Below are 16,665 nucleotides of genomic sequence, written 5' to 3'. Positions count from 1 at the left end.
AGCTAACCATCGCATTTATTGTTAAAAAAGGCCGCTTATGCGGCTTTTTTGTTTTAAAATACTGCAAACATTAAATTTATAGCGAATCCATGCAAGCTTCACCAATTTTTCAGCACGTTAAACACACCCTAGAGCATTTTTTTAAGCACCAGCAATATAACTTTACGGTGGCGCTTTCGGGTGGCGTGGATTCGGTGGTGTTGCTTCATGTAATGCATTTACTAAAGCAAGAAATACCAACGTTAAACGTAAACGCGATTTATGTTAATCATGGTTTAAGCCAATACGCTAATGACTGGCAGCGCTTTTGCCAAAACGTATGTACTGAGCTAAATGTACCGTTTAATGCCGCGCAGGTAACAATAAACCCACAAACACGAACAAGTCTAGAAGCGCAAGCACGAGAGGCACGTTACAAAGCACTTGATGAGCTGAGCCCCGTGGGCAGTGTTATTTTGCTGGGGCAGCATTTAAACGATCAAATAGAAACATTTTTACTGCGATTAAAGCGCGGCTCTGGCTTAAAAGGGTTAGGCGCAATGCAAAAAATGCGTGAATTACCAAGCGGGCGAATATGCTACAGGCCGCTTTTAAACATAACGCGCAGTGATATAGAGCACTTTGCCGAACAGTTTAATATTTCACACATTACAGATGACTCAAATGCCGATGAGCGTTTTGATCGTAACTTTTTACGCGCACGTGTAGTGCCTTTACTTGCAAAGCGTTTTAGAGGGTTTGAGCACTGTGCAGGGCGCAGCATTGAGTTACTACAACAACAACAAGCGCTACTAGATGAATACACTGAGTTTGACTTAAAACAAAGTATAAACACCCACCAAGCACTTAGTGTTAGCCAAGTAACCGCTTACAGTGATGTGCGTATAACTAATGTAGTGCGTGCTTGGCTAAGCTTATTTACCCAAGTAATGCCCTCTCAAAAGCAGCTTTTGCAAATAATTAATCAAGCCATAAATGCTCAGGCTGATGCGCAAATGCAAGTTGATTTAAGTGAGGGGCAAATACGTCGTCATCAAGGGTATTTGTATTTTGTTACACCACAAACGCCATTAGCCGATGAAGCGCTAACAAGCAATGAGCTTGCACTTAATGATGGGCGCGTATTAATAAAGCAGCAAGGTAAAGGCCTACGAGCCCCATTAGCTAATGAACAAGTAACGGTGCGCTTTAATTGTAATAGTGCGCGTATAAAGCCATTAAATAAGCCAGGTAGTAACACGCTTAAACATTGGTTTAAAGACGCAAAAGTAGCCCCATGGCTAAGAGGGCGTGTGCCTTTAATATTTTATAATGACGAGCTTGTTCAAGTAGTGGGATATTTTATAAGTGAAAAACACCAATACAATAACGGTATTTTTTGGGAGTGTAAATAAATGAGTAAGCAGCCGCATGTGGGCTTATCGTTAGTTAATAAAGCACCTATAGGCATGGTAATAACAGTGTTAGTTGCTGTTATAGCCAATGTATTGCTAGAGCTAAATATTATTACATTAGGTTATGCTGTTGTGGGCGGGGTGATATCGGCGGCATTACTGCTTGCCTACTGGTTAGGAAAAGGCGGGCTGTTTTTTATTTTAGGTGTAAGCCTGCCATTAGTTTTAGTGCTACTTACCCCGCTTGCAACCATAACAGCATTGCTTAATTTAGTGAGCGGTTTCTTTTTTGGCTTTTGTGCCGCCTTATTTGTTTATAAATTACGGGCTAATAAATAAAAAAAGCCTAGCGGGGGAAGCTAGGCTTTTTTAAAAATACAGTTATATAAATACTAATAGGCTTTCGCGCAGTTGCGCCCAGAAGCTTTTGCCTTGTATAGGCCTTTATCGGCTCTAGCAAATATTTCTGTTTCGCAATCTTGGCTATTGGCTAGGGTAAAGCCAATGCTGGTGGTTACTTTGTATTTAGCCATTAGGCTTGAATTTCTCACTAAGTGCATAATGCGTTCAGCAACCACTTTGTTTGTAGTAAATTCGGGGTCTTCAATAATCAAAGAAAACTCATCGCCACCGAATCTAAACACAGAGTCGGTACCGCGTATACTACTGCAAAGTACCTGCGAAAACTCTTTTAACACATCGTCACCTACTTTGTGGCCATAGTTGTCGTTTACTTGCTTAAAGTTATCTAAATCAAGCAGCATTAAACTAAAAGGGCGCTGGTAACGACGGCAGTTTTCGAGCTTTTGCGATAAAATGTCATTAAATTGACTCCGGTTATTTAATCCGGTTAGCGCATCTTTTGTGGCAAGTTTTAACACTCGGCTGTACATCATTGCGTTACGCAATGGGTACGCAAGGGCGCTATGCAGGGCACGTAATTTGTTTTCAATCGCTTTACTAATAGGGTATTGGCTAAAGTAAATTAGCTGTCCTAAATGCTCGCGGCCAATAGCTAAATCGTAAGAATATGGGCTAGCATTCGTGTTGCTATCTGAGGTTTGTGCAGTACCGAGCGTTGATTGAAACTGCAAGCCCGAAAAGTTAAGTAGTTGTTTGGCAAATTTTGCATAAATAGCCAATACATCTTCTATTACTAGGCTTGTTTGTAGCTCGGTAATTAAGTCGTGCGTTGCCGCTGTTTCGTTTGTATGTGTTTGCTCAGCTGAAAACGGCAAAAAATCGCCGCGTCCAGATACGCGTTGTGTCAAAATATGGACATTTTCCATTAAAATCTTCCCCCAGGGTGTTTCTTTGCAATAACTAAGCTATTTTTATGCCATATTTTAAAATTGCTTGATAAACATATGGTTGCTATATTTAAAGCTTATTCCCTAGTTTAATTGACGCTGGAGGCCAAATTTGCAAAGTATAAACGCTCAAATTTTTGGCTTGTTAGTGGCAGCGGTGCTTTTTGTATGGTTTTTTAAGCGCATTGGCTTGCCGCCTATTTTGGCGTATTTAGCAACAGGTGTTTTAGCGGGCAGCCATGGCATTGGCTGGCTAGCACAATCTCACGAAATTGAGTTTGTTGCTGAGCTAGGCATTGTATTTTTATTGTTTAGTTTAGGGCTCGAATTTTCTATATCGCGGCTAATGGCCATGCGCAACATTGTGTTTGGGCTAGGCTCGTTACAAGTTGGTGTTACCAGCTTACTCTTCATCATTTTTTTATATTGTTTAGATTTTTCCTTACTGACTAGTTTTACCATTGGCACAATTATGGCGCTTTCTTCCACCGCGGTGGTGGTCAAGCTATTAAAAGAAACAGGCGAACTAAACCAGCGCCGTGGGCAACTTGCCGTAGGTGTATTGCTGTTTCAAGATATTGCCGTTGTCCCCTTGCTTATTATTTTGCCACTGTTTGCCTCAAGCGATTCGCAAAGTATTAGTTGGGCACTGGCATTTGCGCTTACAAAAGGCGCGTTTGTTTGCTTATTACTGTGGGCGATTGGTAAATGGGTATTACCTAAAGTATTTAAAGAAATAGCGCAGGTACGAACCGATGAGCTGTTTGTACTTACCACCATTTTAGTGGCGTTATTTGCCGGCTTTTTAACTTACATGTTTGGTTTATCAATGGCGCTTGGGGCATTTTTAGCCGGCATGATGCTAGGAGAGAGCCACTACCGCCATCAGCTAGAGGCTGATATTAGACCATTTCGCGATATTTTAATGGGGCTGTTTTTTGTAACTGTGGGGATGCAGCTCGATATTTTATTTGTGCTTTCGCATGGGTTAGTAATTATTGGTGCGTTATTTGGTTTATTAATATTAAAAATTACCGTGCTGGCATTAAGTGCCAGATTAATGCATGAGCGTAATCAAGACTCGTTGGCATGTGGCATTATGCTGTGGCAAATGGGTGAATTTGGGTTTGTGCTTATTGCTTTGGCAAGTCAGCATGAGTTATTAAATTCAGAGCAAGCCTCATTTTTAATTGCCTTAGGGGTGCTTTCGATGGCGCTAACCCCATTTTTAATTGATAAAACCCCACTCCTTTTAAAGCAATTAGGCATTTTAGATCACCCCAGTATGGCAAGGGAGAGCGAGCCTAAAAGTAGCACTTTATATAACGATCACGTGGTTATTTGTGGCTTTTCTCGCGTAGGGCAAACTATAGCGCGATTTTTAAAACCTGAAGCCATAGATTACGTTGCCATAGAAAGTAACCCTATTTTAGTACAAGAGGGCAAAGCCGCAGGTGAGCCAGTAATATTTGGCTATGTAAAACAAAAAGATATTTTAAAATGCGCAGGGGTAGAGCGAGCACGCTTAGTGATTATTACCTTTACAGAGCTTGAGCATGCACATGTGGTTATAGACGCCATAAAACAACTTGCACCCAACGTTAAAATATTAATAAGAACCCGCGATGACAGCCAATTAAACAACTTAAAAGAGCTCGGCGTTACTGAGGTGGTGCCTGAGTCGTTAGAGGCAAGTTTAATGTTGGTTTCCCATGTGTTGTCGATGTCGGGCGTACCAATGACACGCATTGTGCGCCGTGTGAGTAAAGAGCGCCGTAATCGCTACCCACTTATGCAAAGTTTTTACGCTGGCTATTTTAAAGACAACGAAGAAACTTCCTCTGATCGCTTAGAATATTTACACGTAGTCGCCTTGCCCGACCAAGCCTACGCCGTGGATAAAACAATAGATGAGCTTAACTTATCAAAACGCCGCGTGACTGTAAAAGCCCTGCGCCGAGAAGGCCAAGAAATAGATGCCCCATCAACCAACACCACATTATGCGCAAATGATGTATTGGTATTACAAGGTAAGCCTAGACGGGTAGAGCGAGTAGAGCATTACCTACTTGATGGGCTTGAATAAAAGAGTGCGCTGACTATTTTGTTTAATCGAGCTCTAAAAATTGGCGTATTTCAGGGAGCTTTTTCATGCCATCTTCATAGCCAATTTGAATTAGGTGCTGAGTGTAGCGTTTTTCAAACAATAAATAGCTGGTTAAACTAGATTGCGAGTGCTTTTTTACCCCAATTGTGCGCAGCAGCAACTTAATTGCCCACGGCATATCGCTGTAGTATTGCGCGGCAATATCGTTAAAGTTTTTTGATGGATTAATAATGCAGGTTTCGATTTGTTTTAGCTCTTGATGTTTGTCGCGCGCCGGAAGTAGCCCCAAAGTGCGATTTACACGCTCAAGGCGCTCAAGGTCGGCTTGCATGGTGTCGCTAAATACACTATCGAGTAAATGCCCAGCCACTGCAGAAAGCCCAGGGTAGTGGGGCGAGTACCCCGCCGGGTGCGACTCTTTTGGCTGGTCTACCCCAATAATAAATATTTTTTCGGCGCCTAAATGAATAGACGGACTAAGCGGTGAAAGCTGGTGAATAGAGCCATCGCCAAAATAGTGGTTAAATACATTAACACTCGGAAACACCATAGGAATAGCGCTTGATGCCATTAAGTGCTCAACATTAATGCGCATAGGGCGGCCTTCGCGCTTAGCGCGTTGCCAAGGTGTTTGTGTGTTTGACTGAAAAAACGCAACAGAGTCACCGGTTGTATAGCTTGAAGCCGTAATAGAAATCGCTTCTAAATAATTACGGTGTAAATTACGTTCAATGCGGTGCAGGTCTAAAATTTCGTTTAATAAACCGCGCAAAGGGCGGTTATTTAGCAAACTGCCTGGCGGGTGGTTTATATGTTCAGACTGAAAGCTGGTTAATATGTTACGCGCAATATGGCCAAACACACTTAAAAAGTCGCTTTTATAGACCATAGACGTTGAAAAGTTTTTCCATACAGACTCAAGTTTACGCACGGCCAAATGCGCACACGAGGCATAACAGGCCAAAGCAGCAGAATTAATTGCGCCTGCAGAGGTGCCGTTAATAATTCTAAATGGCAAAGGCGCGGTGCGGGGCATACTATGAGCAAGCGCTTTAAGCACGCCCACTTGATAAGCAGCGCGAGCGCCACCACCTGTAAGTAATAGGGCTATTTTAGGTTTATGTGGGTCAACTTGCTGGATTTTCATAGTGCTGTTTAAACTGCTTAACGTCTTTTCTTTATTTATCAACTTTAAGTCTTTAAGCTAGAAGAATCAAAGAATAACTGAGTTACTATAGCGTGTTGTTCTGATTAGTAAGTGTAGGTTTATGTTGTAAAGCCTATATTTAAAGTAATAGTGATTACCGATAGTGAATTTTTTCCACTCAGGGTACTCTGAGTAATACCAATTCGCTTAATTAAGTGATCTATTTTGAGGCTGGAAAAACGTGTTGATAGCTAGGCAAAAAATTTGCTATTTAGTTGTTCTAAATGAGAATTTTTTAACGCAGGTAGTGACACGTTTAGCCCCGCAAAATGATTAAGTATTATTGCGGATTGGTATAATATGCATTTAAATTTATGGAGTTTGTATGTCAGATAAACCAGAAGCGTCAGATGTTCAAAAACGTCCGCCTAAAAACAACTTTTTATTCGCCGTTATTATTTTAATTATTTTAGTGTGTGCTGCTGCATTTGTTTTGCTGACGCCCACTGAGGAGCCGCAAACTCGTAAAGAGGTAGAGCAAACACCAAAAGAGCAACCAGTAATGGCGCTAAAGCCAGAAAACGACCCCGTGGTAGATGCGCCATCAGTTAAGCCTGAAAAGCCAGCAGAGCTAAGCGTGCCTGCCCAGCGCCCAGCTGAGCCAGAGCCGGTTGTAGAGCCATTACCAACGCTAGATGAAAGCGACACCGTAGTGGTTGCTAAAATGGATGAATACCTAAGCGACTCTGTAATGAGCCTAATGGTAACCGACGATGTGATTCGCCGTGGTGTGGTATTTATAGACAACATAGCCAAAGGAAAAATTGCTAAAAAGCATACGCCAGTGGTTAAACCCGAAGAAGAATTTAGTGTAAACGAAGGGGACATTTTAACCATTGACCCTAACAGCTACGAGCGTTATACGCCTTATGTAAAAGTGTTTACAAGTATGAGCGCTGCCCAAGCTGTGCGTATGTATGAGCAATACAAGCCATTAATCAACAGCGCGTACAGTGAAATTGGCTACGGCGATGATGAGTTTAATCAAACGCTAGAAGATGCTATTGATTTATTACTTGATACACCGGAGCCAGAAGGTGATTTACCGCTACTGCGTGATTCGGTTACTTATCAGTATGCGTTTTCTGAATGGGAGCAACTACCGGCTGCACAAAAACAGCTGTTACGTATGGGTCCAGAAAACATGAAAAAAGTAAAAGCAGCACTACGTAAAGTAAAAGCCGAGTTAGAGCGTAATTAATAGGCATTAAAGGCTGTTTTTAAGCGCGATTGTATATGAAGTATGCAATCGCACTTTCTTTTTTGATTATCCCTTGAATAACACACCAAAAGTAGAGATAATCCTTCCCGCGCCAACCAAGGCCCTCAATGGTAGTCTTATTGGTCCTCTCGCAACACTAGCAGGCGAACCTGGTCAGGCCCGGAAGGGAGCAGCCACAGTTTGTGACGTGTGTGCCGAGATGTGGCTGGTAAGACTGCCACCCAAATTCCTCATTTGGGTGAAAATACATTCCTTTTTAAATTATTCCTTAATAACACCGTTAAATATTAAGTATTACGATTGTTGTTTATCTAATATTACTGCTCTCCCATTTGGGTGTATTTCTACCTCAGCAACTTATGAATCTAAATTACTACCAATCCGCAATAATACTCAATCATTTTTAGCGGCTAAACGTGTCGCTATCTGCGTTAAAAAATTCTCATTTAGAACAACTAAATAGCAAATTTTTTGCCTTGCTATCAACACGTTTATCCATCCTCAAAATAGATCGCTTAATTATGCGAATTGGTATAACTTGTTGTTTACAGGTACTTATTCGAGGGCTAAGATGAATGCAGTGTGATATATGGACATTTCTCGGTTTATAGTGGCACAGTAATTTATTCGATGCGAGGCTTTTTTAATGGATGTCGTGGTTTTGCTTCGCTCTGTTTTATAGTCAGTTGTTGCTTATTAATTTTGCGCCGTTGTACACCGTGGAGGATTTATGCGTATCATTTTTACATTCACACTGTTTTTATTCTTGCCATTTACTGCATTAGCAGATGAAACAATCACTATTTATGTAAAAGAATCGAATTACTTAACCAGCAACTCCAAAGTAAAGCTCACATTTTCTGAGTTAGAGGGTAAATTAAAAACACTAAATGTTTCAACAGTAATACTCGATGTAGACTATTGCGCAGGCCCAGAAACGTTAGCTAATGCCTATTTAGCAATCGCAAATGCTAAACCTATGCTTAAGGATATTAAGTTAAATTTAAGTGGAAGCCATAAAAAGAGTAAATGTAAAAACACATAACACGCTTTTTGAGTGCGTTCAGAAGCCTAAATTGCTCAATATTTAGCGCGCCATATATCCTACCTTTTATGCGGGTGGCTAATTGCACACCTTTCTTTTTAAATCATTTTGTTACCTACGGTTATTTTGATTTTTTGACAGGGTTTAATGTTTACCTGTTCCTATTTTATTGCGGCTAGACAACCCTTGCCTTGTACGTAATAATGTAAAAATTACATTAATTTTAGCGCGTAAAGTGTTAACAAAGTGCCCCAAGGTTGATTAATGCCGCAAAGAAGTAAGTGGACACTCGCTGTTTTATTAGGGTTATTAGGCGGGTTAGTAAATCTCTCGCCATTGTATTTTTTCGACAGCTCCGAATTTTTGTTTGGGCAGGTATTTGTTTTATGTAGTTTAGTATTTACTGGACTGCGTTACGCGTGCCTAAGCCTTGCCATTGTTTCTGGTTTTTTACTTTATAGGTGGGGTCATTGTTGGCCGAGTATTGTGTATTTACTCGAGCTTTTTTGGCTTTATGCTTTTTGTCTACGCCGCTCTAAACCTATTCTTCCTTTAGGCAGTGTATTTTGGTTATGCATAGGTTTACCCTTTGTGTGGGTTATAGGTCAATTTGTTATTGGTTTGGCCTGGTTAACACTCATAGTAGCTATATCAAAGTATTTAATTAACGCGCTAATAAGCTTGGCGGTGGTTGATTTATTTAGTGTATTTGTACCTTACGCTAGCCGTGCGTATCAGGGGCGGCCACTGGCAAAAATTTTAAGCTATGTGGTCAGTGTTATTATTATTTTAGTGGTGTTGCTAACCAGTGTTATTTTAGTTAACGACCACCATGCGCGCTTAGAGTATGAAGTAAACGCCCAATTAGAAGAAAAAGCCGAGTCTATTAGCACGCAATTAAATGATTATTTAGCATTTCACAGAAACGCCATTGTTATGAGTAGCGATGCAATAAGTGTGGGAACTGCAAGCGATGTGCAGCTCAAACGATTAATGTCTTTGTTTCCTGGTTTTACCACCAGTTTGTATGCAAACCCAGACGGCTTTGTAGAGCTTAGTTCGCCCAGCGACTTAATAGAGGGGCTTAGCCTTGCCCAGCGAAGCGTTAAAGACAGAGGGTATTTTACCCAAGCCCAGGATTATCCACTTGGTTACACCAGTGGTGTGTTTCAGGGGCGCGGCTTAGGTAACGAGGCTATTGTGGCGCTCTCAGCGCCTATTTATCGTAACAATACGTTTTATGGTGTAGTAGAGGGCTCATTAAAGTTAAATCGCTTAGAACGATTTATCCCTAACTTATTTGAATACACGGGCGATTTAGTGGTGCTTGATGCGCAGCAAAAGGTGGTATTTAGCTCGCTTGATGAATTTAAAATACTCAGCCACTTTAACGAGCAAGGCTTTAATACCAGTAATTTAGGTGATAAAAACCTTTTTCGTTCGACCAAAAACGAGGTGTACCACAGCTCTAGGTACATTGATCCACAAAACAATTGGCAAGTTATTACCTTTTACAACCGTAAACATTTAAGTATGGCGGTGGCAAAAGCTTGGCTTCCTACCATTTTGTTAAGTGCGATACTGATGATTTTGGTGGTTATTTTTATACACCAACTTGCTAATTTATTAGTGCAGCCAATCACTAGCTTAACCACGCTAATGCAAAGCTTTAGTAAAACTAAAACACATAAGTTTAATACAGACTCCAGTTGGCATGAAGTATTGCAGCTGCAACAGCAATTTGAATTACTCGCTGATGCGCTTCAGCGTTCAATAGAAAACTTACAAGCATCTAATATCAGAAACCAAGGGTTAAATGCCCAGCTTAGCGAGTTTAATCAACAACTTGAGGGAAAAGTAGCAGAGCAAACTAAAGAGCTTAAAAAAGCGGTGAATAGGGCAAATTTAGCTAATGTGGCAAAATCGCAATTTTTAGCCAATATGAGCCACGAGCTACGTACTCCTATGAACGGTATTTTAGGCATGGGGGAGGTGTTACTGCGCGATAATTCATTAACCGATGAGCAGCGGGAGCTGTTAAATACACAGCAAAAAAGCGCTCAAAATTTACTGAAAATTTTAAACGACATTTTAGATTTTTCTAAAATAGAAGCCAACGCCATGGAAATTAGCCCACGGGAGACTAACCTTGCGCCGTTTGTTGCCAATATTAAGTCGTTGTTCTCGCCGATTGTGAGCTCAGAGCAGGTCGAATTCATTGTTGAGCAAAGCGACAGGCTGCCAGGTTGCGTAAAAATTGACGACTTACGTTTAAATCAAGTGATTATTAATTTGCTCTCTAATGCGTATAAATTTACTGAGCGCGGCTTTGTGCGCTTATCGTTTGATTATCAAAACGAGCAACTTTTAGTAAGCGTAGCTGATAGCGGCATTGGTATTGAAAAAGATCAACAAGCGCTGTTATTTAGCGAGTTTACACAAGCAGATGTAGGTGTGGCACGTAAATATGGCGGCACAGGGTTAGGTTTAGCGATCAGCCAAGGGTTAATAAAAAAAATGCAGGGTGAAATTACCCTCAACAGCGAACCAGGTAAAGGTAGTGTACTTAAATTTTACGTGAGTGCGCCTAAAGCACAGTCGAGCAAACCAAAGCCCGTTAAACAACAACAGTCGCTGCCAAATTTGAGCGATAAAACACTATTATTAGTTGAAGATAACCCCATTAACCGCCAAGTAATTGCAAAAATGCTAGAGCCAACCAAGGTAAACTTAGTAATGGCAACCGACGGTATAGAAGCCCTAAAAGTGCTAGAAGGTAACCGGTTTGATTTAATTTTAATGGATTGCCAAATGCCCAATATGGATGGCTACGAATGCACCCAAACAATACGGGCTAACGAGGTAAACACTAAAATACATGTGCCTATTGTGGCTATTACTGCGAACGCCTACGAAGATGATAAGCAGCGCTGTTTAAAGGTGGGTATGGATGACTTTGTCTCTAAGCCGGTGAATACTCAGGGCTTGTATGATGTAATTAATAGAGTGCTTAACGCAGGCTAAATAAAGAGTTATGCCATTACTTAAAATAACATTTTTGTTTATTATGTAAGGCTTAACACTTATTTGAGGCGCTTATGCTTAATAATATTAACCTTGCTGATATTCGCTCATTTGTACTTATTGCACAGCTGGGTAATTTTACTAAAGCTGCTGAGGCATTGGGGGTGTCACGCTCGCATGTGTCACGGCAAATTAGCGCACTTGAAAGTAAAATGGCGGTAAAGCTCGTTACACGTACTACCCGTACATTAAAACTCACGCTTGCAGGCGAGCTGTTATTTAAGCAATGCGAAGGCGCGTTAAATAATATAGATCAGGCGCTAATTGCAGCAGTTGATGACACAAAACAAACCCGCGGCCTAATACGTATAAACTGTGTAGGGGGTTACATAGGCGAGCAACTTATTGCACGCTATATTAGTGAGTTTATGGCGTTGTATCCGCAAATTAATATTGAGCTTGATTTTAGCAGCCACCGCGTTGATTTAATTAATGATGAGTTTGATATTGCCTTTAGAATGGGTGAAATAGCCGACGCTGGTTTTGTTGCTAAAAAGCTCATGAACATAAATATTGTAACCCTAGCAAGCCCAGCGTATATAAAAGCGTTTGGTAATCCACGCCACCCAAAAGAGCTCAGCGAGCACCGCTGCCTTACTGGGTCTGTAAAGCGTTGGAGTTTTAGTTGTACTGCCAATCCTTCACAACTAGTTGATATAACAATAGCTGGGCAGTTAATTTGTAAAAATGGCCATGCACTTTTACAAGGGGCATTAGCAGGCGTGGGTATTATTAGAGTGCCTAAAATGTACTGCGAAGCCCAAATAGCTAACGGTGAACTTGTTGAGCTACTGCCACAATGGCAAATTCCTGCGGTGACGTTTTCGGCAATTTACCACAACGACAAATACCGCCCTAAACGCTTACGCGAATTTATTAACTTTATTAATAACCGCTTTGAACAATACCACCAGTAACTCTCTTTTATGATTATTGTTGTTGTACAGCAACAGTATTTTGACTTTAGCGATATATATCAACACTGCTTAATTTTTTAAAATAACTCCATTGCAGTAATTGTGCTGCGCACGTTTAAATAATGGAGATTAATATGAAAAAGTTAGTAGTGATCACAGGTGCAAGCTCTGGTATTGGCGAAGCAATTGCGCGCCGTTTAAGTAATAGCGGCCACCCATTACTGTTATTAGCACGTCGTATTGAGCGTTTAGAGGCGCTTAATTTACCCAATACTCTATGCGAAAAAGTAGACGTTACCGATAAAGCCTCATTCACAGCTGCTATTGTAAAAGCAGAAGGTGAATATGGCCCAGCAGATTGTATTGTTAATAATGCCGGTGTAATGCTTTTAAGTGAGCTTGATGTGCAAAATGCCGATGAGTGGAAAACCATGTTTGATGTAAACGTAATTGGCTTAATGAACGGAATGCAAGCTGTACTTTCACCAATGAAAGCGCGTAAAACGGGCACCATTATTAATATAAGCTCAGTTGCTGGGCGTAAAACTTTTCCAAATCATGCAGCGTATTGCGGCTCTAAATTTGCAGTACATGCTATTAGCGAAAACGTACGTGAAGAAGTAGCAAGCAGCAATGTGCGTGTATGTACTATAGCGCCAGGTGCAGTAGAAACTGAGTTACTGTCGCATACAACATCTAAAGACATAGTAAACGGTTATCAAGCATGGAAAGAAGACATGGGAGGGGTGTTAACACCTGACGACATTGCACAAGCTGTTGAATACGCTTACGCACAACCACAAAATGTGTGTATTCGCGAAATAGTACTAGCAGCTACTGCGCAGCAACCATAATACTAATTTATACAAATCCGCATAATTAAGTGATCTATTTTAAGGATGGATAAACGTGTTGATAGCAAGGCAAAAAATTCGCTATTTAGTTGTTCTCGGCAATTGCTCCTGCATTGCTCTACCTTCTGCATCCATGCAGTCGTAAATGAGAATTTTTTAACGCAGATAGCGACACGTTTAGCCCCTGAAAATGATTAAGTATTAATGCGGATTGGTATTAATGCAATGGGTATAAAAAACGCTGGTTAGATGCCAGCGTTTTTTGTTTTTATTAAATAAAATCAAGGGTGAGTAGTAAGCGTTGCTCGTTTGCAGCTACCGGTGGAGAGCGGTGCACTAATCCTGCGCCTTCGTTTTCGTCCCAGTATTCACCTTTAAGTAGGGCAACATCGCCCTGATTTAATTGATTAATATGGCTTGTTGATGAAAATAAACCTGACTCTTCATCGGGCTTACCTAAATTACCAGCTCCCAGCTTTGAGCGGTTTACATCGCTATGATTTAGCCACTGCGTTGCAACCCCTTGATAAGTTGTCACTAGTCGGCACGGAATTTTGTCTACATGAAAACGCGGGCACATAGGTTTAACTAACACTTTAAGCCTTAGCCCAGCACGTTTTAAATCGAACAGGCAACAAAACATTTCAACGAGTAAGGCTATATCTTCACATAGCGCTTTAGCTTCATTGTAATTTTGTTCTGCTGGCTTTAGCGCTTTAATTAATTGATCAAACGCATCGTCGGGTGAGAGCGCCAGTTCAAGTGGCTTTAATACATTTGTATTTATAAGCGTATTAACCGCCTCTGTTAATGTGCTTTCGAGGTTTCTTTGCCAAACCGTAATGTTGATATTTTCGTTATAAATTTGCGGTAGCACATTGGCATCACTATTTATAGCTGCACGACGATGTAGTGGTTCGGTGGGTTTTACTTGCGCTGATAAAGGAGCTAGGGCGTTCATTATAATTCCTCCCAAATTGGAAATGGATCGTTGTAGGTTCTCCAAAAATCTTTACCTTTAAGTACGGCATCTTCAGGCAGTAGGCAGTCATCAAGCGCTTTAATCATGGCTTGCTTATTTAATGATTGACCAATAAACACCAGCTCTTGGCGCATATCGCCAAAGGGTTCTACCCATTTGCTGTTTATATCGGCAAGTAGCTCAGGATCGGTTGGCCAGTCTTTTTTAGGTATGGCTTTATAAAACATGCCTGCAAACCCATAGTGGGCAATGCCGCCTGCTTGGTTCCACTGGCCGCAAAATAGCGGGCGTGTGGCAAGCCAAAAGTAGCCTTTAGAGCGAATGAGCTTGCCAAATTGCTCAGTACCGTGCAAAAACTTATAAAACTTTTCAGGGTCAAACGGGCAATGAACAATGTAATTAAAGCTGCTAATACCGTACTCTTCGGTCTCTGGAATGTGCTCACCGCGCATTTCTTTAAGCCAGCCAGGGGCTTGTTTTGCGCGTTCAAAGTTAAACAGGCCGGTGTTAATTACTTTATTAATATCAACTTTTCCAGCCGATATAGGAATAATTTCTGCCTGAGTATTGAGTGTGTTTAAAATGGCTGTGAGTTTATTTAATTGTGCTTTGGTGATTAAGTCGGTTTTACTAATTAAAATTACATCGGCAAATTCAACCTGGTCAATAAGTAGGTCGGTAACACTTCGTTCATCTTCTTCACCAAGGGATTCACCTGTATCTTGTAAGTCGTTAGCTTGCTCGTAATCGGTTAAAAAATTAACCGCATCAACCACCGTTACCATAGTATCAAGGGTGGCAATATCCCCTAGCGATACGCCATTTTCATCAGCAAAGGTAAATGTTTCGGCAACAGGGAGTGGCTCAGAGATACCGGTTGACTCAATAACAAGATGATCAAAACGACCTTCTTTTGCAAGCTTGCTTACCTCTAACAGTAAATCTTCGCGTAACGTGCAGCAAATACAGCCATTACTCATCTCTACGAGTTTTTCATCGCTGTGACTGAGCGATATATCGTTTTTAATAGTGGCGGCATCTATGTTTATGTCGCTCATATCGTTAACTATAACAGCCACTTTTTTACCTTGGCGGTTGTTAAGAATGTGGCTAAGAACGGTTGTTTTACCTGCTCCTAAAAAGCCTGATAACACTGTGACGGGCAGTTTATTTATCATTTAATTTTACTTACTAATATGCATTTAATGGTATGTTATATTGTATCAATTAAATATTCTAGCCATAGTATGCTTTTTTAATGAATGGTGTTTTGAAGGATTGGTAACCATTCGTTTTTATTGCAAATTCGACAAAACTATTTTGCATTTTTTGTTGTTTTTGAATTTATTTAAACGCGTTACTATGAGCGCCATCAAACTTAGGAGGCATTATGACATTACTTTTTTCCCCAATAGAACTTGCAGGTAAAACATTAAAAAACCGCATTGTTATGCCACCAATGACACGCTCGCGCTCAACGCAGCCTGGCGATATAGCAAACGATTTAATGGCCACTTACTACGCACAACGCGCAAGTGCTGGGTTAATAGTTAGCGAAGGCACACAAATTAGTGAGCTTGGTAAAGGCTATGCCTGGACACCGGGTATTTACTCAAACGAGCAAGTAGCTGGCTGGAGTAAAGTAACTGATAAAGTACATAACGCTGGTGGCGTTATGTTTGCTCAGCTTTGGCACGTAGGGCGAGTAACACACAGCGATAACACAGGGGGCGTCCAGCCAATATCAGCATCGGCCATTGCGGCAAAAGACGTAAAAGTATTTGTAGATACTAACGGCGAGCCTGGCTTTGTTGATACTCAGTTGCCGCGTGAGATGAGCAAGCAAGATATTGAAAATGTACTAGCAGAATTTCGCCAAGCAGCTAAAAATGCAGTAGACGCAGGCTTTGACGGCATAGAGCTACATGCCGCTAATGGCTATTTAATTAACCAATTTTTAGACTCGCAATCAAATGCGCGTACTGATGAATATGGTGGCAGTGTACAAAACCGTTTGCGCTTTTTAGTTGAAGTAGTCAAAGCAGTATGTGATGAAATTGGTAGTAAAAAAGTAGGTGTAAGGCTTGCGCCACTTACTACGCTTAACGGCACGGTTGACGATAACCCAGAGCAAACATATTTGGCCGTGGCACACACACTAAATGATGCTGGCGTAGGTTATATGCATATTGCTGAAGCCGACTGGGATGACGCCCCTTTAATGAGTGTGGAGTTTAAACAGGCTATTCGTAAAGCGTACAACGGCGTTTTAATTTATGCAGGTAAATACACCAAAGAGCGCGCCGATGAAGCCCTTGCGCAAGGCTGGGCCGACATGATTGGCTTTGGCCGCCCGTTTTTGTCAAACCCAGATTTACCAGCAAGGCTTGAGCAAGGTAAACCGCTAAATAGCCACAACCCCGACACTTTATTTGGTGGCGCAGAGCAAGGCTATACCGATTACCCAACCGCTTAATTATTTATAAATAAAGTATTTTAAGGGCTGTATGTATGCAGCCCTTTTTTATGCCGGTAAATCAATA

The 16,665-nt window shown here is 41.1% G+C and carries 13 protein-coding genes and 1 other RNA gene; 10 read left to right on the top strand and 4 right to left on the bottom strand.

The features are described from left to right. The first annotated feature begins 89 nt into the window (after positions 1-89). The gene (tilS, locus tag QUE46_RS11275; RefSeq protein ID WP_286244849.1) at positions 90-1,394 is read left to right on the top strand and encodes a tRNA lysidine(34) synthetase TilS; all 1,305 of its coding nucleotides are present in this window, start codon (positions 90-92) and stop codon (positions 1,392-1,394) included. Beyond that, the gene (locus QUE46_RS11270) at positions 1,395-1,733 is read left to right on the top strand and encodes a hypothetical protein (protein WP_286244848.1); all 339 of its coding nucleotides are present in this window, start codon (positions 1,395-1,397) and stop codon (positions 1,731-1,733) included. A gap of 53 nt (positions 1,734-1,786) precedes the next feature. On the opposite strand, the gene QUE46_RS11265 is transcribed toward QUE46_RS11270, so the two are convergent. Next, positions 1,787-2,683 carry a GGDEF domain-containing protein gene (locus QUE46_RS11265; protein WP_286244847.1) on the bottom strand — a complete coding sequence of 299 codons (897 nt, stop codon included), beginning with the start codon at positions 2,681-2,683 and terminating at the stop codon, positions 1,787-1,789. Between the two features lie 133 nt (positions 2,684-2,816). On the opposite strand from QUE46_RS11265, the gene QUE46_RS11260 reads away from it, so the two are divergent. Next, positions 2,817-4,790, top strand: a complete 1,974-nt coding sequence (locus QUE46_RS11260) for a monovalent cation:proton antiporter-2 (CPA2) family protein (RefSeq protein WP_286244846.1) — start codon at positions 2,817-2,819, stop codon at positions 4,788-4,790. A 22-nt stretch (positions 4,791-4,812) separates the two neighbouring features. Here the strand turns inward: QUE46_RS11260 and QUE46_RS11255 are convergent, their stop codons facing one another. Next, positions 4,813-5,958, bottom strand: a complete 1,146-nt coding sequence (locus QUE46_RS11255; protein WP_004586945.1) for a patatin-like phospholipase family protein — start codon at positions 5,956-5,958, stop codon at positions 4,813-4,815. 385 nt (positions 5,959-6,343) lie between these two features. On the opposite strand from QUE46_RS11255, the gene QUE46_RS11250 reads away from it, so the two are divergent. The 6 genes from QUE46_RS11250 (at position 6,344) to QUE46_RS11225 (ending at position 13,140) form a co-directional block, all read left to right on the top strand. Next, on the top strand, positions 6,344-7,219 hold the full coding sequence (locus tag QUE46_RS11250) for a DUF3014 domain-containing protein (RefSeq protein WP_286244845.1): 876 nt from the start codon (positions 6,344-6,346) through the stop codon (positions 7,217-7,219). Positions 7,220-7,357: 138 nt separating this feature from the next. Then, positions 7,358-7,454: signal recognition particle sRNA small type (ffs, locus tag QUE46_RS11245), an RNA gene on the top strand. 516 nt (positions 7,455-7,970) lie between these two features. Next, the gene (locus QUE46_RS11240) at positions 7,971-8,285 is read left to right on the top strand and encodes a hypothetical protein (protein WP_286244844.1); all 315 of its coding nucleotides are present in this window, start codon (positions 7,971-7,973) and stop codon (positions 8,283-8,285) included. Positions 8,286-8,549: 264 nt separating this feature from the next. Continuing rightward, complete coding sequence (locus QUE46_RS11235) at positions 8,550-11,309, top strand: response regulator (protein WP_286244843.1); 2,760 nt, start codon at positions 8,550-8,552, stop codon at positions 11,307-11,309. Between the two features lie 74 nt (positions 11,310-11,383). Further along, on the top strand, positions 11,384-12,286 hold the full coding sequence (locus QUE46_RS11230) for a LysR family transcriptional regulator (RefSeq protein WP_286244842.1): 903 nt from the start codon (positions 11,384-11,386) through the stop codon (positions 12,284-12,286). 134 nt (positions 12,287-12,420) lie between these two features. Continuing rightward, a complete protein-coding gene (locus QUE46_RS11225; RefSeq protein ID WP_286244841.1) occupies positions 12,421-13,140 on the top strand; it encodes an SDR family oxidoreductase in 720 nt (239 codons plus the stop codon). Between the two features lie 271 nt (positions 13,141-13,411). Here QUE46_RS11225 and QUE46_RS11220 read toward each other — a convergent pair whose 3' ends face one another. After that, complete coding sequence (locus QUE46_RS11220; RefSeq protein ID WP_286244840.1) at positions 13,412-14,101, bottom strand: DUF1826 domain-containing protein; 690 nt, start codon at positions 14,099-14,101, stop codon at positions 13,412-13,414. Next, complete coding sequence (gene zigA, locus QUE46_RS11215) at positions 14,101-15,300, bottom strand: zinc metallochaperone GTPase ZigA (protein WP_286244839.1); 1,200 nt, start codon at positions 15,298-15,300, stop codon at positions 14,101-14,103. Before zigA ends, QUE46_RS11220 begins: the two co-directional genes overlap by 1 nt. A gap of 212 nt (positions 15,301-15,512) precedes the next feature. On the opposite strand from zigA, the gene QUE46_RS11210 reads away from it, so the two are divergent. Continuing rightward, a complete protein-coding gene (locus QUE46_RS11210; protein WP_286244838.1) occupies positions 15,513-16,598 on the top strand; it encodes an alkene reductase in 1,086 nt (361 codons plus the stop codon). Positions 16,599-16,665: the final 67 nt, after the last annotated feature.

The sequence above is a fragment of the Pseudoalteromonas sp. MM1 genome (assembly GCF_030296835.1).
Classification (GTDB): Bacteria; Pseudomonadota; Gammaproteobacteria; order Enterobacterales; family Alteromonadaceae; genus Pseudoalteromonas.
The sequence above is the reverse complement of the archived record's forward strand: the minus strand, read 5'-3'. Positions and strand labels throughout refer to the sequence as shown.